Raw genomic sequence first — 24,569 nt, 5'->3', positions numbered from 1 at the left:
ACCGCGAATCGCGCGGGCGACCCTACGGCGTCTCGGGCAGCGTACCGTGGAGCAACCACCGATACTAATAATATATGAGTTCTGCCGACGCATAAGCCTTTCCGCGACTCGGACGTTTATCCCCGTTAATTCCGAAACGTCTATCTCGAAAATAGCACGAATGCGTCCGGTTCGTGTTACTCGAAACCACGCGCGGCCGGGCGAATATATAAATGATGTGCGACCCTCGGCGCTTCCAGCGTCCTCGGCCGGAGATCCGCGACGCGGTTCGACCGCGACACTCTTGGGTCGCGGGCGCCGACCGGGGGACATGGCATTCGAGGGGCTGGCCGACGACTGGGTGGTCTGGTCCGAGGAGCGCGAGAAGGTCGTGCTGGCCTACCGGCCGGACGTGTTCGACGGTGCGGCGTTCCCCGCGCCGTGTCTGCCTACCCTCTATCTCACCAAGGGCCGCCGCAGTCGGCACCCGGGGACTCAGACGCGACCGAGCGACCCGTGGGTCGTCACGCTCTACCTCGAACCCGAGGTGAACCGCTCGCCCGACGAGTTCGAGACCCGCGACGCCGCCGAGGCCGGTGCCGTCGGGCTGGCCGAGCGCTTCGCCGCGGGCGACGTCGACTACCGCGACATCTACCAGGTCCCTCGCGAGGACTACTTCGCGAAACTCGACGAACTGACCGGTCGCACGGACTGACCGCCGAACCGCCCGCCGGGCCGCTCCGACCTCCGAATTCGTTCGCCGTCGCTCGGCCGGGAAACTTAATCCGCGTCGCCGTCAATCCGCACGTATGTCGACACTCACGCTCGTCGGGTCCCGCCTGGCCGAACCCGGCCGGGAGTTCGTCTACCGCGGCGAGGCGAGCGCTTGCGACGGCTGTCCGTACCGCGACCAGTGTCTCACCCTCACCGAGGGACGGCGCTACCGCGTCGACTCCGTCCGCGAGAACGGGAGCACGCTCGACTGCGGCGTCCACGACTCGGGCGTCGTCGCCGTCGATGTCGTCCCCGCGACCGCGCGCGCGAACGTCGCGAGCGCGGGCGCCTACGCCGGCAGCAAGGTCTCGCTGGAAGGGCCCTGTCCGCACACCGACTGCCCGAGCCACGAGCTGTGCGAGCCCGCGGGGGTCGACTTCGACGAACAGCGCCACATCGAGACGGTCGTCGGCGACCCGCCCCACGACTTCTGCGCGATGGACCGGGAGCTGACGACCGTCGAGTTCGAGGCCCACGAGGAGTGACGACGCGCGATCCCGCGGGCGGGCCCGGGCGCCTCCAGCGACTCGGGGTCGAACTCGCCGCACCTGTCGGGTGACTGCTCGGGTACGAGAACGAATATCGAGAGTACCGACCGTGAGGACCGCCTCGCCCAGCGTGGGGCGACCGCACCTCAGCCGGAGAGCGTGCCGACGCGCTCGGCGGTGTAGCCGAACACGTCTTCGTAGCCGTACGCCGACAGCAGGACGGGGTGGAAGTCCTCCTCGGCGACCACGGCCTCGCCGTCGGCGGCCGCGATCCGCTCGCCCGCCAGCACCTCCTCGAAGTTGTCGACGAACACCTCGTACTCCTCGGCGGCGGTCTTCGGGACGGAGTCACCCAGCCGAAACACCGGCAGGTCGGTCTGGTGTGGCGTCTCCTCGTCGGGGAGTGCGCCGGTGGCGGCGAGGAACTCGCGGACGACCTGTTTGGCGTTCTCGGCGGCCTGCTCCGTACCCTGGTAGCCGCACTCGACTTCGACGGTGTCGGGCGCCACTTCGAAGATCCGCCCCTCGGCGTGGCCGGTCTCGACGACCGCGTCGACCGACAGGCGGGGACAGATCTCGCGCGCGAGGTCGCGGACCTCGTCGACCAGCGCGAACATCCCGCCGTAGGACTGTGTGGTGTGCAGCGACAGCGTCACGCAGCCGCGGAGCTCCTCGCCGAGTTCGTGAGCCAGCCGTATCTCGTGGCTCCGCCCGTCGGCGCGGCCGGGGAACGACCGGTTCAGGTCCGCTTCGACGTAGCGCTCACCGCGCTCGATGGCCTCCTCGTTGGCGATCACGAGCTTCACCGGCTCGGCGACTCCGGGTCGCCGGTCCACGAAGTGCTCGACCGCCCGGACGCCCGCGGGCTCGTCGCCGTGGATCCCGCCGACGACCGCGATCTCGGGCTCACCGTCTCCCAGCGTCTCGACTCGCATTCGCTCGGATATTACGGGTTCGGCCGTTTATGTGGTGCGTTTCGTCCCGACCGCGGGACCGTCGACCCCACTCGAACCGTCGCCCGATTTCACTCACTCCACGCGCACGCGAGGGCCCGTGCGAAGCCGGGGTATGCGACCCACCAGCGGTCCCCAGGGGGAGCGATTTGCGCGCGCGCCGCGCGCCCCGGTCCCGGACGGGCAGTTCTCCGGCGGTTCCTGTCGACACAGCTATCGGATCCGCCGCTCCGGGACCGACCTGTCACTGACGGCGCCCATTCGGCCGATCCTCCTACATAAGTCCGTCCATTCGTTCCCGGTAGAGAGCGCTTCTACCGCGTGTTTTTCCCTCACATGGCGGTCCTCGCTTCGTAAGGGTTTTACAGTGGTCGCCCATCGAATGAAATACGTTCGACGCGCGGTGGAAGCGGGGTCACCCGTGGTCCGCCACGCTCGACACATGCGGTGACGGGGACGGCCCCTGACGCCCGAACTCACACTTAAACCCGGTGTGGCCGCGATGGTCACTCCGGTGCCGTCGTGTGATTTCGGACGAAGGTGGGCGCGTCTTTCGGAACCATTAAGTGGGGTAACCCACTACAATGATATCCGCACGAGGGACGGCGGGCGACCCACCTGGGTACCCGGCGTCCGACCGATGAGGATTCCACCCCTGCGGTCCGCCGTACAGATGGGATCTGATGTGAGCCTTGACAGTTCGGTGATACCCGACGCGGTGCGAGACGGTGTCGCCGACTGACGGACCAGACATACACGCACACGTTCGCACGTGTGCTACACGTTGATAGCGTGTCTCCGCCAGATCCCGGCCTCGCCGGGAACATTCCGGTTGATCCTGCCGGAGGCCATTGCTATCGGAGTTCGACTTAGCCATGCTAGTCGCACGGGTTCAGACCCGTGGCAAATAGCTCAGTAACACGTGGCCAAACTGTCCTACAGATCGGAATAACCTCGGGAAACTGAGGCTAATTCCGAATAGGACTCGCACGCTGGAATAGCAGCGAGTTCGAAACGTTCAGGCGCTGTAGGATGTGGCTGCGGCCGATTAGGTAGACGGTGGGGTAACGGCCCACCGTGCCGATAATCGGTACAGGTTGTGAGAGCAAGAGCCTGGAGACGGAATCTGAGACAAGATTCCGGGCCCTACGGGGCGCAGCAGGCGCGAAACCTTTACACTGCACGACAGTGCGATAGGGGAACTCCGAGTGCGAGGGCATAGAGCCCTCGCTTTTCCACACCGTAAGGTGGTGCGGGAACAAGTGCTGGGCAAGACCGGTGCCAGCCGCCGCGGTAATACCGGCAGCACAAGTGATGGCCGATTTTATTGGGCCTAAAGCGTCCGTAGCTTGCCGTGCAAGTCCGTCGGGAAATCCAGTGGCTCAACCTCTGGGCTTCCGGCGGAAACTGCTCGGCTTGGGACCGGAAGACTCGAGGGGTACGTTCGGGGTAGGAGTGAAATCCTGTAATCCTGAACGGACCACCGATGGCGAAAGCACCTCGAGAGCACGGATCCGACAGTGAGGGACGAAAGCTAGGGTCTCGAACCGGATTAGATACCCGGGTAGTCCTAGCTGTTAACGATGCCCGCTCGGTTCGGCGCAGGCTACGAGCCTGTGCCGCGCCTCAGTGAAGACGTAAGCGGGCCGCCTGGGAAGTACGTCCGCAAGGATGAAACTTAAAGGAATTGGCGGGGGAGCACTACAACCGGAGGAGCCTGCGGTTTAATTGGACTCAACGCCGGACATCTCACCAGCACCGACAACGGTAATGATGGTCAGGTTGATGACCTTACCCGACGCCGTTGAGAGGAGGTGCATGGCCGCCGTCAGCTCGTACCGTGAGGCATCCTGTTAAGTCAGGCAACGAGCGAGACCCGCGTCCGTAATTGCCAGCAGCACCCTTGTGGTGGCTGGGTACATTACGGAGACTGCCACGGCTAACGTGGAGGAAGGAACGGGCAACGGTAGGTCAGCATGCCCCGAATGTGCTGGGCAACACGCGGGCTACAATGGCCTGGACAATGGGTAACTACACCGAGAGGTGACGTTAATCCCCTAAACCGGGTCGTAGTTCGGATTGAGGACTGAAACTCGTCCTCATGAAGCTGGATTCGGTAGTAATCGCGTGTCAGAAGCGCGCGGTGAATACGTCCCTGCTCCTTGCACACACCGCCCGTCAAATCACCCGAGTGGGGTCCGGATGAGGCCATCATGCGATGGTCGAATCTGGGCTCCGCAAGGGGGATTAAGTCGTAACAAGGTAGCCGTAGAGGAATCTGCGGCTGGATCACCTCCTACTGACCGGGACCGGGGCGTCGCCCCGGCCCACAAGTCCTGCCCTGACGGGGCAGGCACCGGTGACACTCGACCGCGCCGGTCGGGCACCGAACTGTCAAGGCTCTTCCCTTCACAGGGAAGACCGACGCTGACTGGCAGCCCACCCTTCGTGGTGGCTCGGTTCGACTCCGAGTCGGTCAATACAAGCGGGCATCGCGCCCGCCGAACTGATGCACCAGCCCGTGAAAACGCGGCTGGGAAGGGTTCGATGCTGTCTCCGACGACCGCCGGAGATGGACGATGACGACCGTGTGTACGTGCAATCCAGACGTCAACTGGATCCGTATCATCGGGATACGTGTATCCGACGTAGTGGCTACTATGCCACTCGGTGAATGGCTCGGCTCGAGTGCCGACGAAGGACGTGCCAAGCTGCGATAAGCCTGCGGGAGCTGCATGGAAGCGAAGAACGCAGGATATCCGAATGGGAATCCCCACCGCAATTGCTTCGCGCAATGGGGAACGCCGGGAATTGAAACATCTTAGTACCGGTCGGAAAAGAAATCAAGTGAGATATCGTCAGTAACCGCGAGTGAACGCGATACAGCCCAAACTGAAGGCTTCGGCCGATGTGGTGTATTGGGCCGGCGATCAGCGTCCGAACGACCTTGCGAAGTCTCCTGGAACGGAGCGCGACACAGGGTGAAAGCCCCGTACCGAGGTCTAGTACGACGTGAGCCGGTTCCGGAGTAGCGGGGGTTGGAAATCCCTCGTGAATATGGCAGGCATCTACTGCCAAGGCTAAATACTCCTCGAGACCGATAGCGAACAAGTAGCGCGAGCGAACGCTGAAAAGTACCCTCAGAAGGGAGGCGAAACAGGGCCTGAAATCGAGTGGCGATGGAGCGACGGGGCATGAAAGGCCCGTTCGAAAACGATAGAGGCGCGAGCCTCCAGTAGGACCGAACGGGAGCCGATGTTCCGTCGTACGTTTTGAAAAACGAACCAGGGAGTGTGTCCGTTTGGCGAGTCTAACCGGTTCATCCGGGAAGGCACAGGGAAACCGACATGGCCGCAGTGCTTTGCACCAGGGCCGCCGTGTTCAAGCGCGGGGAGTCAAACTGACACGACCCGAAACCGGACGATCTACGCGTGGGCAAGACGAAGCGTGCCGAAAGGCACGTGGAGGTCTGCTAGTGTTGGTGTTTTACAACACCCTCACGTGACCTACGTGTAGGGGTGAAAGGCCCATCGAGTTCGGCAACAGCTGGTTCCGACCGACAAATGTCGAAGCATTACCCCTGCCGAGGTAGTTCGTGGGGTAGAGAGACTGATTGGGCGGACCGCCCTCGAGAGAGGTCGGCCGTCCTGTCAAACTCCGAACCTACGAACGCTTTTGACGCGGGGAGTTCGGTGCGCGGGGTAAGCCTGTGTACCGTGAGGGAGACAACCCAGAGTCGGGTTAAGGTCCCCAAGTGTGGACTAAGTGCGATCGAAGGTGGTCTCAAGCCCTAGACAGCCGGGAGGTGAGCTTAGAAGCAGCTACCCTCCAAGAAAAGCGTAACAGCTTACCGGCCGAGGTTTGAGGCGCCCAAAATGATCGGGGCTCAAGTCCACCACCGATACCTGACCACGCTCGTTACAGAGCGATTGTGTAGGTCGGCGTTCTGATCGGGTGGAAGTACGGCCGAGAGTTCGTATGGACCGATTAGAAACGAAAATCCTGGTCATAGTAGTAGCGACAGTCGGGTGCGAATCCTGACGGCCAAAAGAGCTAGGGTTCCTCAGCACTGTTCGTCAGCTGAGGGTTAGCCGGTCCTAAGTCTCACCGCAATTCGAATGAGACGAAATGGGAAGCAGGTTAATATTCCTGCGCCGCTGTCAATTGAAAGTCGACGCCTTGGGTTCACCTGAGCCGGGCCATCGCCCGGTCGAACTGTCCAACTCCGTGGAAGCCGTAATGGCACGAAGCGGACGAACGGTAGGATAGCGAAAGTCAGGCTAGCCTGGGGCCCGTGAAAAGACGAGGACAGTGTCCGTACCGAGAACCGACACAGGTGCTCATGGCGGAGAAAGCCAAGGCCTGTCGGGATCAATCGACGTTAGGGAATTCGGCAATCTAGTCCCGTACCTTCGGAAGAAGGGATGCCTGCCTCGGAAAGAGGCAGGTCGCAGTGACTTGGAGGCTCGGACTGTCTAGTAACAACATAGGTGACCGCAAATCCGCAAGGACTCGTACGGTCACTGAATCCTGCCCAGTGCGGGTATCTGAACACCTGGTACAACAGGACGAAGGACCCGTTAACGGCGGGGGTAACTATGACCCTCTTAAGGTAGCGTAGTACCTTGTCGCTTCAGTAGCGACTCGCATGAATGGATCAACCAGAGCCTCGCTGTCCCAACGTTGAGCCCGGTGAACTGTACGTTCCAGTGCGGAGTCTGGAGACCCCCAAGGGGAAGCGAAGACCCTATAGAGCTTTACTGCAGGCTGTCGCTGGGACGTGGTCGCTACTGTGCAGTGTAGGTAGGAGCTGTTACACAGGTACCCGCGCTAGCGGGCCACCGAGGCATCCATGAAACACTACCCGGTAGTGACTGCGACCCTCACTCCTGGCGGAGGACACCGGTAGCCGGGCAGTTTGACTGGGGCGGTACGCGCTTGAAAAGATATCGAGCGCGCCCCAAGTCCATCTCAGCCGTGTCGGAAACGCGGCGAAGAGTGCAAAAGCAAAAGATGGACTGACAGTGTTCTTCCCAACGAGGAACGCTGACGTGAAAGCGTGGTTTAGCGAACCAATTCGCCCGCTCGATGCGGGCCATTGCTGACAGAAAAGCTACCTTAGGGATAACAGAGTCGTCACTCGCAAGAGTACATATCGACCGAGTGGCTTGCTACCTCGATGTCGGTTCCCTCCATCCTGCCCGTGCAGAAGCGGGCAAGGGTGAGGTTGTTCGCCTATTAAAGGAGGTCGTGAGCTGGGTTTAGACCGTCGCGAGACAGGTCGGCTGCTATCTATTGGGGGTGTCATTGGTATCTGACGGGAACGTCCGTATAGTACGAGAGGAACTACGGATGGTGGCCACTGGTGTATCGGTCGTCCGAGAGGGCGCTGCCGAGCAGCCACGCCACACGGGGTAACGGCTGAACGCATCTAAGCCGGAAACCCACCTGGAAAAGAGATACCACCGAGGTCACTCGTAGAAGACGAGATCGATAGACTCGGGGTGTACGCACCGAGGCAACGAGGTGTTCAGCCCGCGAGAACTAATCGACCGAAGCCACCAATCATTCCGTATCTGATATACGTACCCGATGATTCGGGTCCGGGCGTAAACTGGATTGCACGTACACGCGGTCGTCGCATCGACCACCGATACTGGTATCCGAACGCGGTGTTCGGACGCGGTTCGATTCCGCGGATCGGCGTTAGGGCGGCCATAGCGGCGGGGCGACACCCGTACCCATCCCGAACACGGACGTTAAGCCCGCCTGCGTTCCGGCGAGTACTGGAGTACGAGAGTCTCTGGGAAACCTGGTTCGCCGCCTCCACTCATCCCCGGCCACATTCGGCCGGATTCATTACCCTCGACCAGTCACAACTGGTCGGGGGTTCCGTATTTTCGTACCGAACAGCGACGGCTATCGTCGCGGTCGTTCGAGAACGAGTTACTCCAACCCTTCGGCGTACGCGAAGTCGAGCTCGGTCGCTTCTGGGTAGTCGCCGTCGAGTTCGATCCGCCAGCCGTGGATCGCGGTCGGGTCGGAGAGTGCGGCCGAGAGCGTGGCACGCACGTCGGCAAGGTCGACGCCGTAGAAGTCGTCGGGGACCCCTTCCAGATACTGGAGGGCGGTGGAGAACAGTGAGCGCATGCCGTCGTCGTTCTCGAAGTCGAAGTGCTTGTACGCGCCGGCGGCGACCTGGACCATCCCGTGTAGGAACTTGCTCTCGGCGGAGCCGCGGCCGTAGTTGTACCACTCGTCCTCGAAGCAGTCGTGGGACTCGTGGAACTCGCCGCTGTTGAACAGGGCGACGCCGTGGACGACGGCCCGCCGGAGCGTGCCGTGTTCCCAGCCGTTGGACGCGCCGCGGTCGGCCCGCCACCCGGTGGGATCGCCCGAGGTGGGCGGCCCGACGCCGTAGTCCCGGGTGTGTTCGTCCATCGTGGACCGTTTGGGTCTACCGCGGTGTAATCCCGTCGGTCCGGGCGAGGGTTGCGCGGGGCGCGGTGGATCCGACTCGGGGACGTACCCGCGGTTGTTAACCCTCCACCGCCCGACCGGAGAGTCATGGACGCCTCGTTCGAACACGAAGTCCCCGTTCGCTATCGCGATCTGGACACGTACGGTCACGTCAACAACGTCGTCTACGGCACCTACTGCGAGGAGGCGAGGGTCGCCTACGTCGAGGAAGTACTCGGACTGGAAGAGATCGACGAGTTCACCGCCGTCGTCGCGTCGCTGGAACTCGACTTCCGGTCGTCGGTGACGGAACTGACGACGGTCGACGTGGGGGTATCGGTCGTCCGCATGGGCGAGTCGAGTTTCACGATGGCGTACGAACTCCGACAGGAGGGCGGGTTGGTCGCAGAGGCAGAGACGACGCTAGTGTTCGTCGACCCGGAGACGCGGGAGTCGCGACCGGTTCCCGAGGGCTGGCGCGAGCGAGTGCGCGAGTTCGAGGGACTGGCGGACTGAGCCGACCGCGGTTCAGATGGTGTCGGCGGGGTCGTACGTCTCGGCCATCCGCGCGGCTTCGGTGGCGTAGCGCTCGCGCTCGTCGGGGTCGGTAACTTCGCCGAGGTTGTTCGGCGGCACGTCGACGGCGGCGGTCGTCTCGCGCACGTCGTTCGTGAAACTCGTCAGCGCGCGCTCCTTGCGGAAGTAGCGTCGGCCGTCCGGCGTCGCGTAGACGAGGATGATGATGTTCTGTTCGTCGTCAGAGTAGGTGCGTTCGACGAGCCAGGCGCGGACGGCTTCGTCGCTGGCGGTCGAGGGTTCCCCGGTCGCTTCCGGATCGGAGTCGTGTTTCATGTCGATAGCTACGTCTCCGACAGGGATAGGCATTGGCGCGGCTCTCCCGCGGGCGAACGCCGACGGTTCAGGCCGCTATCGGGTCCGGTCGCTCGCCGACGGTGACCTGGACGCGCCGGACCTCGCCGTCGCGGAGGATCGTCAGATCCACCGTGTCGCCGGGCTGGGTCTCCGTGAGGAGGTACGTGCCGAGGGCTTCGCCACTCCGCAGCTGCTGACCGTCGATAGCGAGGATCACGTCGCCGCCGACGGGGACGGGGCGGTCGCCGGCGGTCTCGACTTCGGCCGCGCCCTGGAGCGCGTCGGCCGAGGGGCCGTCTTCCAGGACGGAGACGACCGCGAGGCCGGCGGTGCGGTTGAGATCGTTGGCGTCGGCGACCGCGGGCGTGACGGGGGTCGTCCGGACGCCGATGAAGGGGTAGTCGAACTCGCCGTCGGCGACGAGTTCGGGGACGACGCGATCGACGACCGACGAGGAGACGGCGAAGCCGATGTTCTCGGCGCCCTGCTGGGCGATCCCGGCGGTGTTGACGCCGACGACATCACCGTCGCAGTTCACCAGCGGGCCGCCGGAGTTACCGGGACTGATCGGTGCGTCGGTCTGAACGACGTTGGGGATCTCGAAGCCGAGCTGGGTCGGCAGCGTTCGGTTCAGGCCGCTGACGATCCCGTGGGTGATGGTCTCTTCGAGCCCGAGCGGGTTGCCCAGCGCCGCGACACGCTCGCCGCGCTGTGGGTCGTCATCGGCGAGCGAGAGCGCGGTCGACCCGGCGGGTGCGTCGGAGACGTTCACCACGGCGAGGTCGGCGTAGGCGCTGCGGCCGACGACCGACCCGGACCGGAACTCGCCTTCGTCGAACTCCACTTCCACTTCGGAGGCGCCGCTGACGACGTGGGCGTTGGTCACGACGTAGGTGTCGCCGGTCGCGTTCGCGTCGCTCGCGTGCTCGGCGTCGTAGACGAACCCGGAGCCCTGTCCGGAACCCGTCCGAACGGAGACGACCGAGTCGATCGTCTCGTCGAACAGCGACTGGTAGTCACAGGTCGACTGTTCCTGTCGAGCGTCGCCCACCGGGGCCGCTCCCGGGGCGAGTGCCATCACGCCGCCGACGCTGCCTGCGACGAGCAGGACCGTCACGAGTATCGCTGTCGTTGTCCGTTGCATCGTCCCTGCGTTGCTTCGCCCTCCGGAAGACACCCCGAATCGTTTCGTCCCGTTGGCGCGGTCAAATCCCGGTTGCGACCGGAGTTGGGAGCGATTACTTTCCGAATCGACGCGCGGGAGTCGATAGGCGGTCGATAACTCGGCGGTCGCGCCGGCGGTCCGCGGGACGGCGAGACCGTAGCCTATTCAAGCGCCTCGATCGAATCTCGGCGTGCGTGCGAGGGTAGCCAAGCCTGGAAACGGCGGCGGACTCAAGATCCGCTCCCGTAGGGGTCCAAGGGTTCAAATCCCTTCCCTCGCATGCCGGCGCAGCGCAGTCCGCGCTGCGACGGAATGCACGAAGGGATTCGAAGCAGGAAAGTCGCAGCGGGCGAACGCAGTGAGCCCGACCGTCTTTCCGTGGTTCAAATCCCTTCCCTCGCACTGCACGGACCCACGCGGTCCCTCGCCAGTGCGGAAGTCCGCGGTGCGAGGCCGTCGGCCGACGGCCTCGACGCGACCGGCGACGACGGTCGCCGCGAGCTGGAGCGGTCTTCCCTCGCAAACTTCTCACGCGATCTCCGTCCGAGCGCACGGTCTGTCCAGAAATCCGTCCGTCGGGGGCAGGTTTATGAGAATCCGGTACCGATAGTGTGGTATGGCAACGGACGACAGGGCTACCAATCCACTCGACGTGCCGCCGCTGGAACACACCGCTTTCTTCGATATCGACGCCAGGGACGGCTACGTACGCATCGACCAGTCGTGGGGCGATCAGACGCTGTACACGCCCGAGGAGGCGCGCGATATCGCCGAGTCGATCCTGGAGATGGCCGACGACGCCCAGGGAGCGGAGTAGCGGTCCGGTATCGAGCGGTCGCTGAACGGAAAGCCGACGGCCGGCGAGAGCTACGCATCTGCCGGTCGGGCCGAAAATCCGCTACAGCTCGTCGAACCCGTCGATCCGCTGGTCGCCGAGGACGCACTGACCGCGCTCGAACGGGTCGACGCGTTCGACGTGAACGGCGTCGAGGCCCGCGTTCCAGGCGGCGCCCACGTCGTCGGGGTCGTCGCCGACCAGGGCGCCTCGGTCGCCGTCGTGTCCGACACCGAGACGGGTTATCGCGAGTTCGACGGGCGTCGGGTCGGGCTTCCAGCCGACCTCGTCGTCGCAGCAGACGACGGTGTCGAACCAGTCTGTGATGTCGTGGTACTCCAGTAGCGGCTCGGTGAGATAGGACTGACAGTGGGTGACGAGGCCGGTCGGGCGGTCGAGTTCGCCGACGAACGCGGCGGCGTCGTCGTAGACGAAGGAGGACTCGGCGCGGGCGCGGGGGTCCTCGACCTCGTGGAAGGTCTCCCAGAACCGGTCGGGCGTGAGCGTGCGGTCGGCGAAGACCTCCTCGCGGGCGCCGCCGACGCCGTACCACAGCAGCTCGGCCTCGCGGTCGGTGAAGGCGTGGCCCAGTCGGTCCCCGATCTCGGCGACGACCTCTCGGGGGTATTCGGGGACGACGTCGACGACGGTGCCGTCGAGGTCGAACAGCCAGAAATCGTAAGGGTCGCGGGCCATCGGGATCCCGCCCGTAGGCCGCTGAGCGATAAGTACCTTCTGGCGGCCCCACCACGGCGTCCGGACCGAGTCGGACTCCAGGTAGCAGACGGACCGGGCGGATTTAAGCCCCGGAGGCCCGAGACCTGGCACGTACGATGAGTCTGCGGACGCTGGTGACCGACCCGGACGGCTTCTTCGCCGCCCGGCAGGACGACGACTCGCTGGCCGGGCCGGCCGCCGTGGTCGTCGCCCACGCGCTGCTGGCGCTGGCCGGGACGGTCGTCATCCTGCAGGCGGTCGGCGACGTGGTGACCGCCGGCGACGCGGCGTCGATCGTCTACGCCTCGGGCGGCCAGCGCGTCTCCGCGCCGCGGGACATCGTCCTCTCGCTGTGGGCCACGGGCGCGCTCTACTTCGCGCTGTGGGTCGCGGTCGCCGTCGTCGCGTACCTCGTCTCGCTGTACTTCGACGGCGAAGGCTCGTTCCGTCGCCTCCTCGGGTTCGTCGGATGGACGTTCGTCCCGACGCTCGTCCCGACGGCGCTCCGGGCCGTGACGATGGCCGCCGTCTTCCTCGACGCCCCCGAGTTCGCCACCGAGGCCGCGCTGCAGGAGTGGGTCCGGGGTGAAGTCGTCGGCCACCCGACCCGTTTGGCCGCCACCGCCGTCCGTCCGTTCTTCACCCTCTGGATGGTGTATCTGTGGGTTCTGGCGGCGAAGTACGGCCGCGACCTCACCCGCCGGCAGGCGTCGGTCGCCGTCGCCCTCCCCGGCGCGCTCGCGTCGCTCAACGCCGTCGGGACGTTGGCCGCGCTCGCCGGTCGCGCGCTCGGACTCGTCTGAGGCCGAGCCGCCGGTGCTCGGGTCAGATGTCGTCGGTGACGTGGATCGAACTCCCGAGGTACTTCGAGAGCGCCGCGTCGACCGTCTCGGCGTTGAACTCCACCAGGTCGTCGGCCATCGCCGCCCGCAGGTCGTCCAGATACGCCTGCGTCGTCCGCAGCTCCCGGAAGTCGATCGCGTCGACCGGCATCCCGAGGGCGTCTTCGGCGACCGCGCGCATATGGGCCTCGTCGCCGCACTCGCCACGCCAGAGATTGTCCCGGAAGTACAGCCACCCCGGATCTCCCGGCGAGTCGGCCGCCCGGACCACCGTCGTCTCGAAGGTGTCCGGTTCGGTCCAGACGCCCTCGACCTCGGGGTCGATCCGCACCGTCACCCGGAAGACGTAGGCCGCGGCCGGCGAGTCCGTCGCCCCGCCCTCGTCCCGGGCCATCTCAGCGCAGGTCGTCGAACCGCTCGGCGAGTTCGACATCCTTGTCCGTGATACCGCCCTCGTCGTGGGTCGTCAGCCGCACCTCGACCTCGCGCCAGCCGATGGTCATCTCCGGGTGGTGGAAGGCGTCCTGAGCGACGCCGCCCGCGCCCGCGGCGAAGCCGACGCCGTCGAGGTAGGCGTCGAACTCGTATGTCCGGACGATCTCGTCGCCGTCGCGCTCCCACTCGTCGGGTAGCTGCGCCTCGATCTCCTCGTCGGATAGCAGGTCTGCCATGTGGAGAGGGTGGGGCGGTACCCGCATGAAAGTTCGGCCGAGGAGGGGGAGGTCGATACCGTCGTTTGAACTCGGACCTCGTACTCAGAGACACGGACGTGACGAAAATTGACTACTAGTCGTCGCCCAGCTGGTCGAAGACGGCGTCGGCCATCTGGTCGCGGAGGTGTTTCGGGATCTCGTCGCCGTCGGCCGTTTCACTGTCGGACTCGCCGCCGAACTCGGGGTCGAACAGCTGGAGCGCGGTGTTGATGGTCGACCAGTCGTCCTCCTCGGCGGCGTCCCGCAGGCTCTTGGTCGGCGCGGCGAGCAACTGGTTGACGACGGCGTCGGCCATCGCCTCGATGACCTCGCGCTGGCTCTCGTCGAAGTCGCCCTTGTCGAGGGCGGTCTCGACCTCCTGGGCCTTGACGCGCTCGGCGCTCTCGTACATCGCCGAGATGACGCGGTCGGCCCGCTTGCGCTTGTACTGGGCGAGCAAGTGCTCGAACTCCACGTCGATCATCTCCTCGACGGCGGTGGCCGCCTCCGCGCGCTGGGCGCGGTTCTCGTCGGTGACCGTCTGCAGGGCGTCGAGGTCGCGGACGGTCACGTCGGGGAGTTCGGTGACGGTCGGCTGCACGTCGCGGGGCTGGGCGATGTCGACGACGAACGTCTCGCCCGTGTCCGAGACGGTCGACTTCTCGAAGACGTAGTCGGTGCTCCCGGTGGCGGTGACGACAACCGCAGCGCGCTCGACGGTCTCGTCGAGGTCGCCCAGTTCGACGACGGTCGCGTCGGCGTCGAGCGTCTCGGCGAGGTGTTCGGCCCGTTCGACGGTGCGGTTGGCGACGTAGAGGTGGCCGACTCGCGTCGCGAGCGACTGGGCGGCGAGCCGCCCCATCTCGCCCGCGCCGACGACAAGCGCCTCGGCGTCGTCGACGCCGACCTCCTCGTCGGCGAGCGTGACGGCCGCGCTCGCCAGCGAGACCGACCCCTCGTTGATGGCCGTCTCGGTGCGGGCGCGCTCGCCGACGTGGATCGCTTTGGTGACGCCCTCTTCGAGTAGGCGACCGACGCCGCCGGCCGCGCGGGCGTCCTCGTAGGCGTCGCCGACCTGGCCGAGGATCTGGTCCTCGCCGACGACCAGCGATTCGAGGCCCGCGGCCACGCGCATGAGGTGGCGCAGGCTCTCCTCGTGGCCGAGTTCGACCAGCACGTCTCCGGGGACGCCCTCGAAGAAGGCGGCCAGCGCCGCGCGGCCGTCGTGGCCGTCGCCGGTGACGACGTAGGCCTCGACGCGGTTGCACGTCTGGAGGACGTACGCCTCCTCGACGGCGGGCACCGACAGCAGGCGCTCGACGCCCGCGCGCTGGCTCTCGACGGTCGCCGCTTCGAGTTCGTCGACCGTCGCGCGGTCGATGTCGACGCTGGCACCCGAGATGACGCCCGTGCCGACCGTCACGCTGTCTCACCTGTCACGTCCGAGATCACGTCCGCTGCCACTTGTCGAGCCTTCGGTGTCCCACTATCTAAAGCCTTCCAAACCGCGTCCGACCGCACGACCGCCCGCACCGCCTCCCTGCGGAGGGCCGGATCGACCGCCTCGGCCTGCAACTGCGCCCGGATCTCGCCGGTCAGCTCCGCCATCGCGCCCGCGTCGGCGATCTCGGTCTCGATCCGCTGGCGCAACAGGCGGCTCAGCGCCGGACTCGCACCGCCGGTCGCCACCGCCGCGACCACCGGGTCGTCCCGAACCGTCGCGGGAACGACGACGCTTCCGGGGTCGCGCTCGCCGTGCTCGTCGGCCCGGTTCACGAGCGTCCCGCGCTCGCGCGCCGCTCGCTCGACGCGTTCGTTCAGCGCCTCGCGGTCGGTCGCCGCGACCGCCAGCGCGGGGTCGGTCCGGTCGAACCAGTCGGGCACGTCCGCCGGCTCGGGCGCCTCGCGGACCAGTTCCGCGTCGCCGAAGTCCGCCTCGGCGAAGGTCGGACTCACGACGACCACGCGCGCCTCGCGGGCGAAGCGCCTCGCCTTGCGGGCGCCGACGCGGCCGCCGCCGAACACCAGCACCGTCTCGCCGTCGAAGTCGTGGAGCAGTGGGATCACGGGTTTCGTCTCGGTGTATCGTATCGGTTGGCGGCGCTCAGGCCGTGTTGGCGTCGGCGCGTTCCTCGATGCGGATGCCCGTCTTCTTCAGGATCCCCGTCGAGAACAGGGTGTCCCAGTCCTCGTCGGTCACGTCCCAGTGGTCGGCCATCGCCTCGCGGACCTGCTCGACGCGGGCCTCGCTTTCGGCCTCGCCGCGGCCGTGGGTCATCGCGAAGAAGTTGTACGACCAGACCCCCTCGTGGCGGGGTCGCCGGTAGCAGTGGGTCACGAAGTCGAACGCGGCGATCTCCTCACCGACCTCGTCGACCACCTCGTCGGGCACGTCCCAGACGGTCATCCCGTTCTCGGAGTAGCCCAGCGAGTAGTGGTTCGGAACGGCGCCCACGCGGCGGACCTTCCCTTCGGCGTCGAAGCGCTTGACCGTCGAGAGCACCCACTCGACGTCCTCGCCGAGCGCGTCGGCCACGTCTCCGTAGGGGGTTCGCGTCGTCGGGAGGCCGCCCTGGATCTCGACGACGAGGTCCCGCTCGCGAGGAGTGAGGCTGTCGCGGTCGGTCGGTTCCACCTCGGGGCCCAGGTCCGAAAGGTCGATCCCGCCGTCGCTGTCTTCGAGCGGTCCCTCGACGGGGAACTTCGCGCCGACGTGGAACTCCCGCTGTTTGGGGAGGTTGTACGTCTCCTGGCCGGTCTCGTCCTCGATCTCGGCGAGCACCTCGTCGACGCGGGCCTCGTCGGCGACGCTGACGACGAACCACATGTTGAGGTGCGGGTGTTCGCGCTCGTAGTTGTGCGCGACTTCGGTGTGAGCGTTGACCTGCTCGGCCACTTCGTCGAAGCGCTCCTCGGGCGCGTGCATCGCGACGAGCGTCGCCGTGCCGCCGATGGCTTCGGCGTTTATCAGCGCGCCGAAGCGCGTGAGGACGCCCTCCTCGTCGAGACGGGAGAGACGGTCGTGTAACTCCTCGGCAGTCACGTCCACGCCGTGGTCGGCCAGCGCGGCGGCCGCCGGCTCGTAGGGGTCCGCGACGACCGGGAACCCGCCCTGATAGGCGTTGAGGATCGCTCGGTCGGTCGCGTCCAGATCGGTCATACCGGATACTCGGGAACGGATCCGTATAAACGGCCCGTCTACGGCAGGTTCCCGGGTGAAGCGGTGACGCACGCCCGCCGCCGGTCGCCACGACCGCTCGCACCCGACAGTCAGGGACAGTCGCGCTCGTCGAACGATTCAGGGTCCGTCCCCTGATCGACGGCACGCGTCTCGCCGCTATCGAGGTCGACGACCATCGCCCGCCCGCCGTACTCGTGGGTCTGGTCGTGCCTGCGGACGACCACGCACGCGACCCCCGCTGGAACCTCGATAGTCTCAGAACGGGTGAACGGGTCCGTCGAGTGGGGGTGTGCGAGATCCCGCCGACCTAGTCGCTCGCCGTCCAGATCTTCGACTTGCCACCAGTTCGCGTAGCCGCCCTCGCCGTCGTCGTCGTGGTAGAGCGTGACCGAGAAGCGATAGGCACCGTCCGACGACTCGAACTCGGCGGCGGTGACGTTGGCCTCCCGGAGGTCGAGGTCCGACTCGCTCGTTCCGGTGTCGCCACTGCGATCGGTCGTCTCCGTCCCCGTCTTCGTTTCCGTCTCCTCGGTCGCCTCCGCGTCGTCCACTGCGTCGGTCCCGCCCGCTCCGTCGTCGTCGCCGTCCGACCCGCCAGCCGGACCGCCGGGCTCATCAGTCGTATCCGCGCTCCCGGAGCCTCCCGAGTCGTCGAGACAGCCCGAGAGACCGGTGCCGGCGACGACGAGTCCTGTCAGGCGGAGGGCGGTTCGGCGGGCGTCGTCGACGCTGTCGCTCATGGTCGCTCGTCCGGTCGCCTCGCTGAAAAGTATACGGCGCTCTGGCGGGGCCGGATCACAGGCCCGCTGTGTCGACTACTCGAAGACGAGCCCGTCGCTGTCCTCGCCGTACAGCGGGTACTCCTCGCAGAGACCGGCGACGATCTCGGCGACCTCCGCCTTGACGTCCTCGTCGTCGGGGTTGTCGATGACCTCGGCGATGCAGTGGCCGACCGTCTCGGTGGCGTCCTCGTCGAAGCCGCGAGTCGTCAGCGCGGGCGTGCCCGCGCGGATGCCCGAGGCCACGAACGGCGAGCGGGTCTCGCCCGGGACCGTGTTCGCGTTGAGGACGATGCCCACGTCTTCGAGCGCTTCCTCGGCCTCCTTACCGGTCACGTCGGGGTGGGAGTCGCGGAGGTCGACGAGCACGAGGTGGTTGTCGGTGCCGCCCGAGACCAGCGAGAAGCCGTGTTCCTGCAGGTGGTCGGCCAGCGCCTGCGCGTTGGCGATGGTCTGCTCGGCGTACTCCTCGAAGTGGGGCTGGAGCGCCTCCTTGAAGCCGACGGCCTTGCCGGCGATGTTGTGCATGAGCGGGCCGCCCTGCGTGCCGGGGATGATCGCCGAGTCGACGGCGTCGCCGTACTCCTCGTCGGCCATGACGATGCCGCCGCGGCCGGCGCGGATGGTCTTGTGCGTCGAGCCGGTGACGAAGTCGGCGACGCCGACCGGCGAGTCGTGGACGCCGGCGGCGACCAGCCCGGTGATGTGCGCGATGTCGGCCAGGTGGTAGGCGTCCACGTCGTCGGCGACGGCCTGGAACTCGTCCCACTGGACCTCGCGCGGGTACGCGGAGAAGCCCGAGACGATCATGTCCGGCTCGAACTCCTCGGCGTGGGCGCGGATCTCCTCGAAGTCGAGGCGGCCGGTCTCTTCGTCGACCTCGTAGTTCTCGACCTCGTACACCTGCCCGGCGAAGTTCTTGGGGTGGCCGTGGCTGAGGTGGCCGCCGTGGGTCAGGTCCAGCGAGAGGATCTTGTCGCCCGGTTCGAGCACGGCGGTGTAGACGGCCATGTTGGCCTGCGAACCGGAGTGGGGCTGGACGTTGACGTACTCGGCGCCCCACAGCTCCTTCGCGCGGTCGATGGCGAGCTGTTCGACGGTGTCGGCGTGCTCGCAGCCGCCGTAGTAGCGCGAACCGGGGTAGCCCTCGGCGTACTTGTTCGTCAGCACCGAGCTCTGGGCTTCGAGCACCGCCTCGCTGACGTGGTTCTCGCTCGCGATCATCGCCAGTGTGTCGCCCTGGCGGTCGACCTCCGCCTCCAGTGCGTCCGCGACCGCCGGGTCAACCGATCGGACCGTGTCGTAGTTCATGGTACATGAGTGTCGGCGACGCCCCGTCAATAATCTACCTTTTCGGCGAGCGACCGGGACCGCGCCGGCGGTCCCGCTGGACGCCCCGAACCCGGGCCTCACTCCTTCCCGGACGGGACCGCGACGTATCGTCGGCCTGGGAGTCCCTTCGGGTCGATTCAACGAGTTCTGGCGGTAAAATTAAGTGTGATAATGCGAAATACCATAGCTATCAGATGAGTTCGAACTTTCTCGAAGCCGACGTGGGTGCCGTTCTGGCGGGCGTCTTTCGGGACAGTAGCGGCGTCGTCTACGCGGTCAACCCGACGCGGGAGACTATCTCCGAGCTGATATTCGGGCTGCACGAGGTGGAGACGCGGCCGACCGTTCGGTTGCTCGCGCCCGGCGACCCGATCAAGGACGTGCTCGCGGACTTCATCGTCGCCGGCCACGCCGCCGACCTCGTCGACGCCGGAACCCTGGAGCTGCGGGTGCTGGCGGACGCCCCCGAGGCGTCGCTGCTGGTGACCGAGTCGGCGGTCGTCTCGCTGGTCGAGGCCGGCGACCGGGTCGGCGGCCTGACGACCACCGACGACGCCTTCGTCGAGGACATGCGCGGGCGCTACGAGCGCGAGTGGACCGACGCCGAGGCGTACTCGCTGCGGACGCCCCCGCTGTCGGCGGTCCGCGAGACGCTGGCGGCCGACATCGGCGCCGACACCGCCGAGGACTTCGACGGCCTGCTCGACTCGCTGACGGTCGCGAAGGGCGACGGCGAGGGACTGGGCGAGGTCGCCATCGCACTGCTGGTCGCCGCGCGCAACGGCCAGTTGCTCTACGACATGAGCAAGTGGGGCGAGGACGTGGGCCTGGCGAGCAAGGCCACCTTCTCGCGGATGAAGACCCGCCTCGAGGACAGCGGCCTCGTCACCACGGAGAAGGTGCCCATCGACGTGGGCCGACCGCGCCTGCGGCTCCGGCTGGCCGAGGACGTGCGCGACCTCGACCTGCCGGAACTGGGGACGGTCGCCCAGAATCGACTGGACGAGTGAGCGTCGCCGCGAGCGCGCCGGCCCGGGGGCAGCCCGCGGACCGGCGCGGCCGGACGAGTCCCCGGGCTTTTCTACCCGTCGCCCCCTCCGGGCTGGCATGACAGTCGAACTCGTCGGATCCGGCCCCGCCGCCGACGCGGTCGCGGCGGCGCTGGGCGACGCGGACGAACCGCTCGATCGGCCCGAGAGCGCGGCGTTCGACCCCGGGACGCGGCTGGCCGTGGTGGTCGACCGGGCCGGCGCGGCGACGTTCGAGCGAGCGAACGGCCGCGCCCGCGAGGCGGGCGTCCCCTGGGTCGCGGTCGAACTCGGCGGGATCGGCGGCGTACCGGTCGTCGACGCCGCCGTCGCGGCGTTCGACCCGGAAGGCGCGTGCTACCGGTGTCTCGCCGCCCGCGTCGAGTCGAACGCCGACCCCGACGCCGACCCGACGGCCGCGCCCGCCGACGCGACCGTCCGCTTCGCCGGCGCCGTCGCCGGCCGCCGGGCCGTCCAGTTGCTCGACCCCGCCGAGGCCGACCCGCTCGGAACCGCGATCGAACTCCCACACACCGAGCGGGAGTTCCTCCCGGTGCCGGGCTGTGAGTGCGGCGAGGGCCGGGACAGCGTCCTCGACCGCGGTCACCTCGACCGCGACGTGGAGCGGTCGCTCTCGCGGGCCGAACGCGGGCTCGACGACCGCGTCGGCGTCGTCCAGCAGGTCGGCGAGGCCGAGTCCTACCCGGCGCCGTACTACCTCGCCCAAATCTGCGACACCGGCGCGTTCGCGGACGCGACCGCTTCGCGGCAGGCGGCCGGCGTCGACCCCGGCTGGGACGCCGCGTTCATGAAGGCGCTCGGCGAGGCCTACGAACGGTACTGCGCCGGCGTCTACCACGGCCGGGAGTTCAAAGCCGCCGCCGCGACCGATCTCGCGGACGCCGTCGCCCCCTCCGAGTTCGTCCGTCCCGAGAGCTGGGTCGGGAACGGTGACGGCGGCGTCGACGCCGGCGGCGACCGGGCCGAGCGCCCGTGGGTCCCCGGGACGGACCTGGTCACGGAGCGGCCGGTCTCCCTGCCCGCCGAGGCGGTCCACTACCCGCCGCCCGAGCGGACGATCCGGCCGGCCGTCACCACCGGGCTCGGTCTCGGGAACTCCTCGGTCGAGGCGCTGCTGTCGGGGCTGTACGAGGTCGTCGAGCGCGACGCGACCACCATCGCCTGGTACTCGACGTACGAGCCGCTCGGACTGGACGTGGCCGACCCGGGCTACGAGCGCCTGGCCGCCCGCGCCGGCGCGGAAGGGCTCGAGGCGACCGCGCTCCTGCTCACGCAGGACGTGGACGTGCCCGTCGTCGCGGTCGCCGTCACCCGCGAGCAGTGGCCGGCGCTCGCGCTCGGAACGGCCGCCGACCTCGACGCCGGCCGGGCCGCCCGCGACGCGCTGGCCGAGGCCGTCCAGAACTGGGTCGAACTCGACGGGATGGGCCGCGAGGGCGCCGCCGAGACCGACGGTGCCATCGGCCACTACGCCGACCGCCCGCCGGTCGTCGACGCGTTCGTCAGCCCCGAGACGACCGTCGACGCCGCCTCCGTCGGCCCCGAGACCGTCCCCGAGGGCGGCGCTCACCTCGACGCCGTCCTCGACCGGGTCGTCGACGCCGGCTGTTCAGCCTACGCCGCCCGGACGACGACCCGCGACGTGGGGCGCCTCGGCTTCGAGGCCGTCCGCGTCGTCGTCCCGACCGCCCAGCCTCTGTTCTTCGGCGACCCGTACTTCGGCGAGCGCGCCCGCTCGGTCCCCGCCGACATGGGCTTCGAACCCGCCCTCGACCGCGACCACCACCCGTACCCCTGACGGGTCGGATCCCGCGCGGACTCCATCGCCCGACCCGATTTTTGTAACCCACCGACGGCGCGGAATATGCAACGAAACCGACTAATGCGAGAATTTATGCCGTCGGGTGCGCATCGTTCACACGGCACCTGGCGTCGCTTCTGCAGGCCCGAAGCGGACCGTCAGAGGAGCGTATCATGGTATCCGAGTTCGACCTCCCGTGTACAGACTGCGACCAGAAACTGGTGCGAACGAGCGTGGCGTCGCCCGCGACGGGCGGCGAGGTGACCGTGGCCGAGTGCCCGACGTGTGGGAGCCGTTACTACCCCGAGTCGGCGCTCGAAACGGTCTGACGGCCGGGATTCTCCGTCGGTTTTCGATAGGATCGGTAGCGACCGCGCCCGCTCGTCGGCGGGCCAACGAGTCGCGACTTCGGCGGTTCGGGGCTCAGATCGCGAACGTGACCCGGAGGATGTCCCGGGTCCCCGGGCCGAGCCCGACGGCCGCCGCCGCGACGAGCAAGAGCACGGCGTAGCGCGGGCTCTCGTCGAAGATCCGCTCGTCGAACAGCCACACGATCCCCAGCGCGACGGCGAGTTTCACGAACAGGAACGGCCAGGAGGTCCCGATCACCGCGGACAGCGACGCCGGCTGGATCGCCTGGGTGACGTCGATGATCGCCCGGTTGGCGACGTGTTTCGCGCCGTAGGCCTCGATCGGGTGGCCCAGCTCGGGCAGCCAGTCGGCCGCGACGACGTTGGCCACGCCGTCGATCGCGTGCGCCCAGAGGATCCCCAGGCCGACGATGCCAGTCCCCGCGTTGATCGCGGGCTCGTAGCGGTCGGCGCCGACGTACAGGAGGTAGGCGAGCACGGACGCCAGCCCCACGTCGACGAGCAGGATCTGCGGGTAGACGGAGACGTACTCGCGGGTGAAGGCGACGAAGAAGAGGTACGCCAGCGTGAGCGCGAGGACCCCGATCCCGAACCCGGCCAGGGCCCGGTAGCGGTTCCGGACCATCTCCCGGGCTTCGAGCCACATGCTCGCCAGCAGGGCCGCCAGCGTGATCAGGAACACCGTCACGTAGATGATCGGGCTGATGAACAGCACGTTCAGCGGGTAGCTGACGACCGGTTCGACGCCCGCGGCGACCGCGGCGTCGGTCGCGTCCTCGACGACCCGGACCGCCCCGCCGGACAGCATGAACGGGACCAGCGAGAGGAACAGACGCTTGTCCCCGCCCACGTCCAGCCGGTCGAGCAACAGGTAGACCCCGCCGAGCATGAACACCAGCACGGCCATGTAGCCGAACGTCGAGACGGTCGTGTAGCCGGTCTCGGCGACGACGCCGGTCGCCGCCCGGCAGGCCGCGTCCGTGCCCAGCAGTTCGATCCCGTCGCCGGACAGGGCGGCACAGCGGGCGTTGTTGGCGTCCGAGTAGATCGGCCCCCAGAAGTACCGCCAGATGAACCGGTCGTAGACGCGCTCGGTGGCGACGACGGACCCGACCGCGAGCGCCGCCACGAGCGCGACGAACGCACCCAGCCAGGTCCGCTCCGTCAGGACCCGCTCGTTTTCCATGGCCGGTATCCCGCGCGTCACGCTGTTTAGCTTTCCGGTGCGTGGCCGAGCAGCGAGGGACCGGAGGTCCCTCGTACCACGCGAACGGGCGGCGAAGCCGCCCGTGAGCAGACGGAGGGAGGGCACGGAACTGACGAGCGGGGAACGAAGTGACCCGCGAGATGCGTTGGCGAGCCGACGACACGACCGCCGGCCGGCTCGCTACCCCGACTCGGCCGCTCGCGCGACCGCGCGAACCGCCTCGTGGGCCTCGCCGTTGCTCGCGACGATCCCCTCGCTGTCCCGGGTCCACGGCTCGCCCGCCAGATCCGTGACCGTCCCGCCGGCCCGCCGGACGAGGTGGATCCCGGCCAGCGAGTCCCACGGATCGGGCGTGTACGTCGAGAAGGCGGCGTCGAGCTCGCCGCTCGCGACGAACGACAGCGTCGCCTGCATGCTGCCGAACCGCCGGAAGTCGCCCAGGTCGTCGACGACCGACTCGGCGATGGCGCCCAGCTCGTCGCCGCTCCCGCGCTCGAAGCGGCCGACGGGCGCGACCGCGAACGTCTCCGGGTCGGTCCGGTCGCTGACCGACAGCGCCGACCCGTTGCGGGTGCCCGTCTCGGCCCCCGCGGCGTACATGTCCTCGGTCGCCGGCAGGTAGACGGCCGCCGCAGCCAGATCGCCGCCGGCCACCGCCGCGACCGCGGTCCCCCAGGTGCGCAGGCCGCGCGCGAAGTTCGCCGTCCCGTCGATCGGGTCGACGACCCACGTGTCCCCGCTCTCGGGGACGTCCGACAGGATCTCCGTCTCCTCGCCGGCCGGCCCCATCGGCACCGCCTCCTCTTCGCCGACGATCGCGTCGTTCGGGAACTCCGCGCGCAGCGTCGAGACGACCTGTCGCTGGGCGTCCCGGTCGGATTCGGTCACCAGGTCGTTCTTGTCCGCTTTCGTCTCGACCGCCAGGTCACCGCGAAACGCCTGCCGAGCGACGGCGCCGCCCGCCCGCGCCGCCCGCTCGGCCACCGCCACGCGTCTGTGTGCGTCGGTCACGGTCCGGTGTCCGGGCTCCGCGGAGAAATGCGCTGTGATGCGTCCGCTTCCGCTCTCGTGT

Annotated in this window: 22 protein-coding genes, 1 tRNA gene and 3 rRNA genes; 12 read left to right on the top strand and 14 right to left on the bottom strand. The window is 67.5% G+C overall.

All coding sequences use genetic code 11. From position 1 onward, the window contains the following. Nucleotides 1-310 precede the first annotated feature (310 nt). Together HZS55_RS18425 and HZS55_RS18420 are read left to right on the top strand one after the other, a co-directional pair. Nucleotides 311-694, top strand: coding sequence for a DUF5820 family protein (locus tag HZS55_RS18425; protein ID WP_179909016.1), 384 nt, complete (start codon nucleotides 311-313; stop codon nucleotides 692-694). A 94-nt stretch (nucleotides 695-788) separates the two neighbouring features. Next, nucleotides 789-1,238 (top strand): UPF0179 family protein, encoded by a 450-nt coding sequence (locus HZS55_RS18420; RefSeq protein WP_179909015.1) that lies wholly within the window; start codon nucleotides 789-791, stop codon nucleotides 1,236-1,238. Between the two features lie 149 nt (nucleotides 1,239-1,387). Here HZS55_RS18420 and HZS55_RS18415 read toward each other — a convergent pair whose 3' ends face one another. Further along, nucleotides 1,388-2,176, bottom strand: a complete 789-nt coding sequence (locus HZS55_RS18415) for a M14 family metallopeptidase (protein ID WP_179909014.1) — start codon at nucleotides 2,174-2,176, stop codon at nucleotides 1,388-1,390. An 843-nt stretch (nucleotides 2,177-3,019) separates the two neighbouring features. Between HZS55_RS18415 and HZS55_RS18410 the strand changes: the two genes are divergently transcribed. From HZS55_RS18410 to rrf, 3 genes are all read left to right on the top strand, one after another. Next, nucleotides 3,020-4,492, top strand: a 16S ribosomal RNA gene (locus HZS55_RS18410). Nucleotides 4,493-4,840: 348 nt separating this feature from the next. Beyond that, a 23S ribosomal RNA gene (locus HZS55_RS18405) occupies nucleotides 4,841-7,761 on the top strand. Nucleotides 7,762-7,901: 140 nt separating this feature from the next. Further along, a 5S ribosomal RNA gene (rrf, locus tag HZS55_RS18400) occupies nucleotides 7,902-8,023 on the top strand. The 16S, 23S and 5S rRNA genes sit together here, the layout of an rRNA operon. Before the next feature lie 117 nt (nucleotides 8,024-8,140). Here the strand turns inward: rrf and HZS55_RS18395 are convergent. Beyond that, nucleotides 8,141-8,635 (bottom strand): DUF309 domain-containing protein, encoded by a 495-nt coding sequence (locus tag HZS55_RS18395; RefSeq protein ID WP_179909013.1) that lies wholly within the window; start codon nucleotides 8,633-8,635, stop codon nucleotides 8,141-8,143. Between the two features lie 126 nt (nucleotides 8,636-8,761). Between HZS55_RS18395 and HZS55_RS18390 the strand changes: the two genes are divergently transcribed. Next, nucleotides 8,762-9,169 carry an acyl-CoA thioesterase gene (locus HZS55_RS18390; RefSeq protein WP_179909012.1) on the top strand — a complete coding sequence of 136 codons (408 nt, stop codon included), beginning with the start codon at nucleotides 8,762-8,764 and terminating at the stop codon, nucleotides 9,167-9,169. A gap of 12 nt (nucleotides 9,170-9,181) precedes the next feature. On the opposite strand, the gene HZS55_RS18385 is transcribed toward HZS55_RS18390, so the two are convergent. Next, a complete protein-coding gene (locus tag HZS55_RS18385) occupies nucleotides 9,182-9,505 on the bottom strand; it encodes a hypothetical protein (RefSeq protein ID WP_179909011.1) in 324 nt (107 codons plus the stop codon). Nucleotides 9,506-9,572: 67 nt separating this feature from the next. Further along, a complete protein-coding gene (locus HZS55_RS18380) occupies nucleotides 9,573-10,670 on the bottom strand; it encodes a S1C family serine protease (RefSeq protein ID WP_246308298.1) in 1,098 nt (365 codons plus the stop codon). A 217-nt stretch (nucleotides 10,671-10,887) separates the two neighbouring features. Here HZS55_RS18380 and HZS55_RS18375 point away from each other — a divergent pair. Both HZS55_RS18375 and HZS55_RS18370 read left to right on the top strand, forming a co-directional pair. Further along, nucleotides 10,888-10,971: transfer RNA gene (locus HZS55_RS18375), tRNA-Leu, on the top strand. Between the two features lie 336 nt (nucleotides 10,972-11,307). Continuing rightward, nucleotides 11,308-11,508, top strand: a complete 201-nt coding sequence (locus tag HZS55_RS18370) for a hypothetical protein (protein WP_179909010.1) — start codon at nucleotides 11,308-11,310, stop codon at nucleotides 11,506-11,508. Nucleotides 11,509-11,589: 81 nt separating this feature from the next. Here the strand turns inward: HZS55_RS18370 and HZS55_RS18365 are convergent, their stop codons facing one another. Then, nucleotides 11,590-12,222 carry an HAD family hydrolase gene (locus HZS55_RS18365; protein WP_179909009.1) on the bottom strand — a complete coding sequence of 211 codons (633 nt, stop codon included), beginning with the start codon at nucleotides 12,220-12,222 and terminating at the stop codon, nucleotides 11,590-11,592. A gap of 137 nt (nucleotides 12,223-12,359) precedes the next feature. Here HZS55_RS18365 and HZS55_RS18360 point away from each other — a divergent pair, with 137 nt between their 5' ends. Next, nucleotides 12,360-13,046, top strand: a complete 687-nt coding sequence (locus HZS55_RS18360; RefSeq protein ID WP_179909008.1) for a YIP1 family protein — start codon at nucleotides 12,360-12,362, stop codon at nucleotides 13,044-13,046. A gap of 22 nt (nucleotides 13,047-13,068) precedes the next feature. Here the strand turns inward: HZS55_RS18360 and lwrS are convergent, their stop codons facing one another. The 7 genes from lwrS to glyA form a co-directional block, all read right to left on the bottom strand. Further along, complete coding sequence (gene lwrS / locus HZS55_RS18355; RefSeq protein ID WP_179909007.1) at nucleotides 13,069-13,479, bottom strand: LWR-salt protein; 411 nt, start codon at nucleotides 13,477-13,479, stop codon at nucleotides 13,069-13,071. A gap of 1 nt (nucleotide 13,480) precedes the next feature. Further along, nucleotides 13,481-13,756, bottom strand: coding sequence for a 4a-hydroxytetrahydrobiopterin dehydratase (locus HZS55_RS18350; RefSeq protein WP_006883938.1), 276 nt, complete (start codon nucleotides 13,754-13,756; stop codon nucleotides 13,481-13,483). Nucleotides 13,757-13,871: 115 nt separating this feature from the next. Then, nucleotides 13,872-15,200 carry a glutamyl-tRNA reductase gene (hemA, locus tag HZS55_RS18345; protein ID WP_179909006.1) on the bottom strand — a complete coding sequence of 443 codons (1,329 nt, stop codon included), beginning with the start codon at nucleotides 15,198-15,200 and terminating at the stop codon, nucleotides 13,872-13,874. Beyond that, complete coding sequence (locus HZS55_RS18340; protein ID WP_179909005.1) at nucleotides 15,197-15,844, bottom strand: precorrin-2 dehydrogenase/sirohydrochlorin ferrochelatase family protein; 648 nt, start codon at nucleotides 15,842-15,844, stop codon at nucleotides 15,197-15,199. The genes hemA and HZS55_RS18340 overlap by 4 nt, the downstream gene beginning before the upstream one ends. A gap of 37 nt (nucleotides 15,845-15,881) precedes the next feature. Next, nucleotides 15,882-16,937: a siroheme decarboxylase subunit beta gene (gene ahbB, locus HZS55_RS18335; RefSeq protein WP_179909004.1), complete on the bottom strand. Its 1,056-nt coding sequence runs from the start codon at nucleotides 16,935-16,937 to the stop codon at nucleotides 15,882-15,884. A gap of 110 nt (nucleotides 16,938-17,047) precedes the next feature. Continuing rightward, entirely contained in the window at nucleotides 17,048-17,698 is a 651-nt protein-coding gene (locus tag HZS55_RS18330) for a hypothetical protein (protein WP_179909003.1), read from the bottom strand. A gap of 75 nt (nucleotides 17,699-17,773) precedes the next feature. After that, a complete protein-coding gene (gene glyA, locus HZS55_RS18325) occupies nucleotides 17,774-19,048 on the bottom strand; it encodes a serine hydroxymethyltransferase (protein ID WP_179909002.1) in 1,275 nt (424 codons plus the stop codon). Between the two features lie 215 nt (nucleotides 19,049-19,263). On the opposite strand from glyA, the gene tbsP reads away from it, so the two are divergent. From tbsP to HZS55_RS18310, 3 genes are all read left to right on the top strand, one after another. Next, on the top strand, nucleotides 19,264-20,079 hold the full coding sequence (gene tbsP / locus HZS55_RS18320; protein WP_179909001.1) for a transcriptional regulator TbsP: 816 nt from the start codon (nucleotides 19,264-19,266) through the stop codon (nucleotides 20,077-20,079). A gap of 97 nt (nucleotides 20,080-20,176) precedes the next feature. Beyond that, nucleotides 20,177-21,916 (top strand): YcaO-like family protein, encoded by a 1,740-nt coding sequence (locus HZS55_RS18315; protein WP_179909000.1) that lies wholly within the window; start codon nucleotides 20,177-20,179, stop codon nucleotides 21,914-21,916. A gap of 176 nt (nucleotides 21,917-22,092) precedes the next feature. Next, a complete protein-coding gene (locus tag HZS55_RS18310) occupies nucleotides 22,093-22,248 on the top strand; it encodes a hypothetical protein (RefSeq protein ID WP_179908999.1) in 156 nt (51 codons plus the stop codon). A gap of 94 nt (nucleotides 22,249-22,342) precedes the next feature. Here HZS55_RS18310 and HZS55_RS18305 read toward each other — a convergent pair whose 3' ends face one another. Both HZS55_RS18305 and HZS55_RS18300 read right to left on the bottom strand, forming a co-directional pair. Continuing rightward, nucleotides 22,343-23,476 (bottom strand): DUF63 family protein, encoded by a 1,134-nt coding sequence (locus tag HZS55_RS18305; protein ID WP_179908998.1) that lies wholly within the window; start codon nucleotides 23,474-23,476, stop codon nucleotides 22,343-22,345. A 201-nt stretch (nucleotides 23,477-23,677) separates the two neighbouring features. Beyond that, nucleotides 23,678-24,508: an inositol monophosphatase family protein gene (locus HZS55_RS18300; protein ID WP_179908997.1), complete on the bottom strand. Its 831-nt coding sequence runs from the start codon at nucleotides 24,506-24,508 to the stop codon at nucleotides 23,678-23,680. Between the last annotated feature and the right edge of the window lie 61 nt (nucleotides 24,509-24,569).

Origin of the sequence: Halosimplex rubrum, from assembly GCF_013415885.1 — an archaeon.
In the GTDB taxonomy this organism is placed as follows: domain Archaea; phylum Halobacteriota; class Halobacteria; order Halobacteriales; family Haloarculaceae; genus Halosimplex; species Halosimplex rubrum.
Note: the sequence above shows the minus strand (reverse complement) of the source record. Positions and strands in the feature narration are given on the sequence as shown.

Excerpts from the sequence above, each read along its gene's own strand:
- HZS55_RS18425 (WP_179909016.1), top strand. The coding sequence starts at position 311 with ATGGCATTCGAGGGGCTGGCCGACGACTGGGTGGTCTGGTCCGAGGAG.
- HZS55_RS18420 (WP_179909015.1), top strand. The coding sequence starts at position 789 with ATGTCGACACTCACGCTCGTCGGGTCCCGCCTGGCCGAACCCGGCCGG.
- HZS55_RS18415 (WP_179909014.1), bottom strand. The coding sequence starts at position 2,176 with ATGCGAGTCGAGACGCTGGGAGACGGTGAGCCCGAGATCGCGGTCGTC.
- HZS55_RS18395 (WP_179909013.1), bottom strand. The coding sequence starts at position 8,635 with ATGGACGAACACACCCGGGACTACGGCGTCGGGCCGCCCACCTCGGGC.
- HZS55_RS18390 (WP_179909012.1), top strand. The coding sequence starts at position 8,762 with ATGGACGCCTCGTTCGAACACGAAGTCCCCGTTCGCTATCGCGATCTG.
- HZS55_RS18385 (WP_179909011.1), bottom strand. The coding sequence starts at position 9,505 with ATGAAACACGACTCCGATCCGGAAGCGACCGGGGAACCCTCGACCGCC.
- HZS55_RS18380 (WP_246308298.1), bottom strand. The coding sequence starts at position 10,670 with ATGCAACGGACAACGACAGCGATACTCGTGACGGTCCTGCTCGTCGCA.
- HZS55_RS18370 (WP_179909010.1), top strand. The coding sequence starts at position 11,308 with ATGGCAACGGACGACAGGGCTACCAATCCACTCGACGTGCCGCCGCTG.
- HZS55_RS18365 (WP_179909009.1), bottom strand. The coding sequence starts at position 12,222 with ATGGCCCGCGACCCTTACGATTTCTGGCTGTTCGACCTCGACGGCACC.
- HZS55_RS18360 (WP_179909008.1), top strand. The coding sequence starts at position 12,360 with ATGAGTCTGCGGACGCTGGTGACCGACCCGGACGGCTTCTTCGCCGCC.
- lwrS (WP_179909007.1), bottom strand. The coding sequence starts at position 13,479 with ATGGCCCGGGACGAGGGCGGGGCGACGGACTCGCCGGCCGCGGCCTAC.
- HZS55_RS18350 (WP_006883938.1), bottom strand. The coding sequence starts at position 13,756 with ATGGCAGACCTGCTATCCGACGAGGAGATCGAGGCGCAGCTACCCGAC.
- ahbB (WP_179909004.1), bottom strand. The coding sequence starts at position 16,937 with ATGACCGATCTGGACGCGACCGACCGAGCGATCCTCAACGCCTATCAG.
- HZS55_RS18330 (WP_179909003.1), bottom strand. The coding sequence starts at position 17,698 with ATGAGCGACAGCGTCGACGACGCCCGCCGAACCGCCCTCCGCCTGACA.
- glyA (WP_179909002.1), bottom strand. The coding sequence starts at position 19,048 with ATGAACTACGACACGGTCCGATCGGTTGACCCGGCGGTCGCGGACGCA.
- tbsP (WP_179909001.1), top strand. The coding sequence starts at position 19,264 with ATGAGTTCGAACTTTCTCGAAGCCGACGTGGGTGCCGTTCTGGCGGGC.
- HZS55_RS18315 (WP_179909000.1), top strand. The coding sequence starts at position 20,177 with ATGACAGTCGAACTCGTCGGATCCGGCCCCGCCGCCGACGCGGTCGCG.
- HZS55_RS18310 (WP_179908999.1), top strand. The coding sequence starts at position 22,093 with ATGGTATCCGAGTTCGACCTCCCGTGTACAGACTGCGACCAGAAACTG.
- HZS55_RS18305 (WP_179908998.1), bottom strand. The coding sequence starts at position 23,476 with ATGGAAAACGAGCGGGTCCTGACGGAGCGGACCTGGCTGGGTGCGTTC.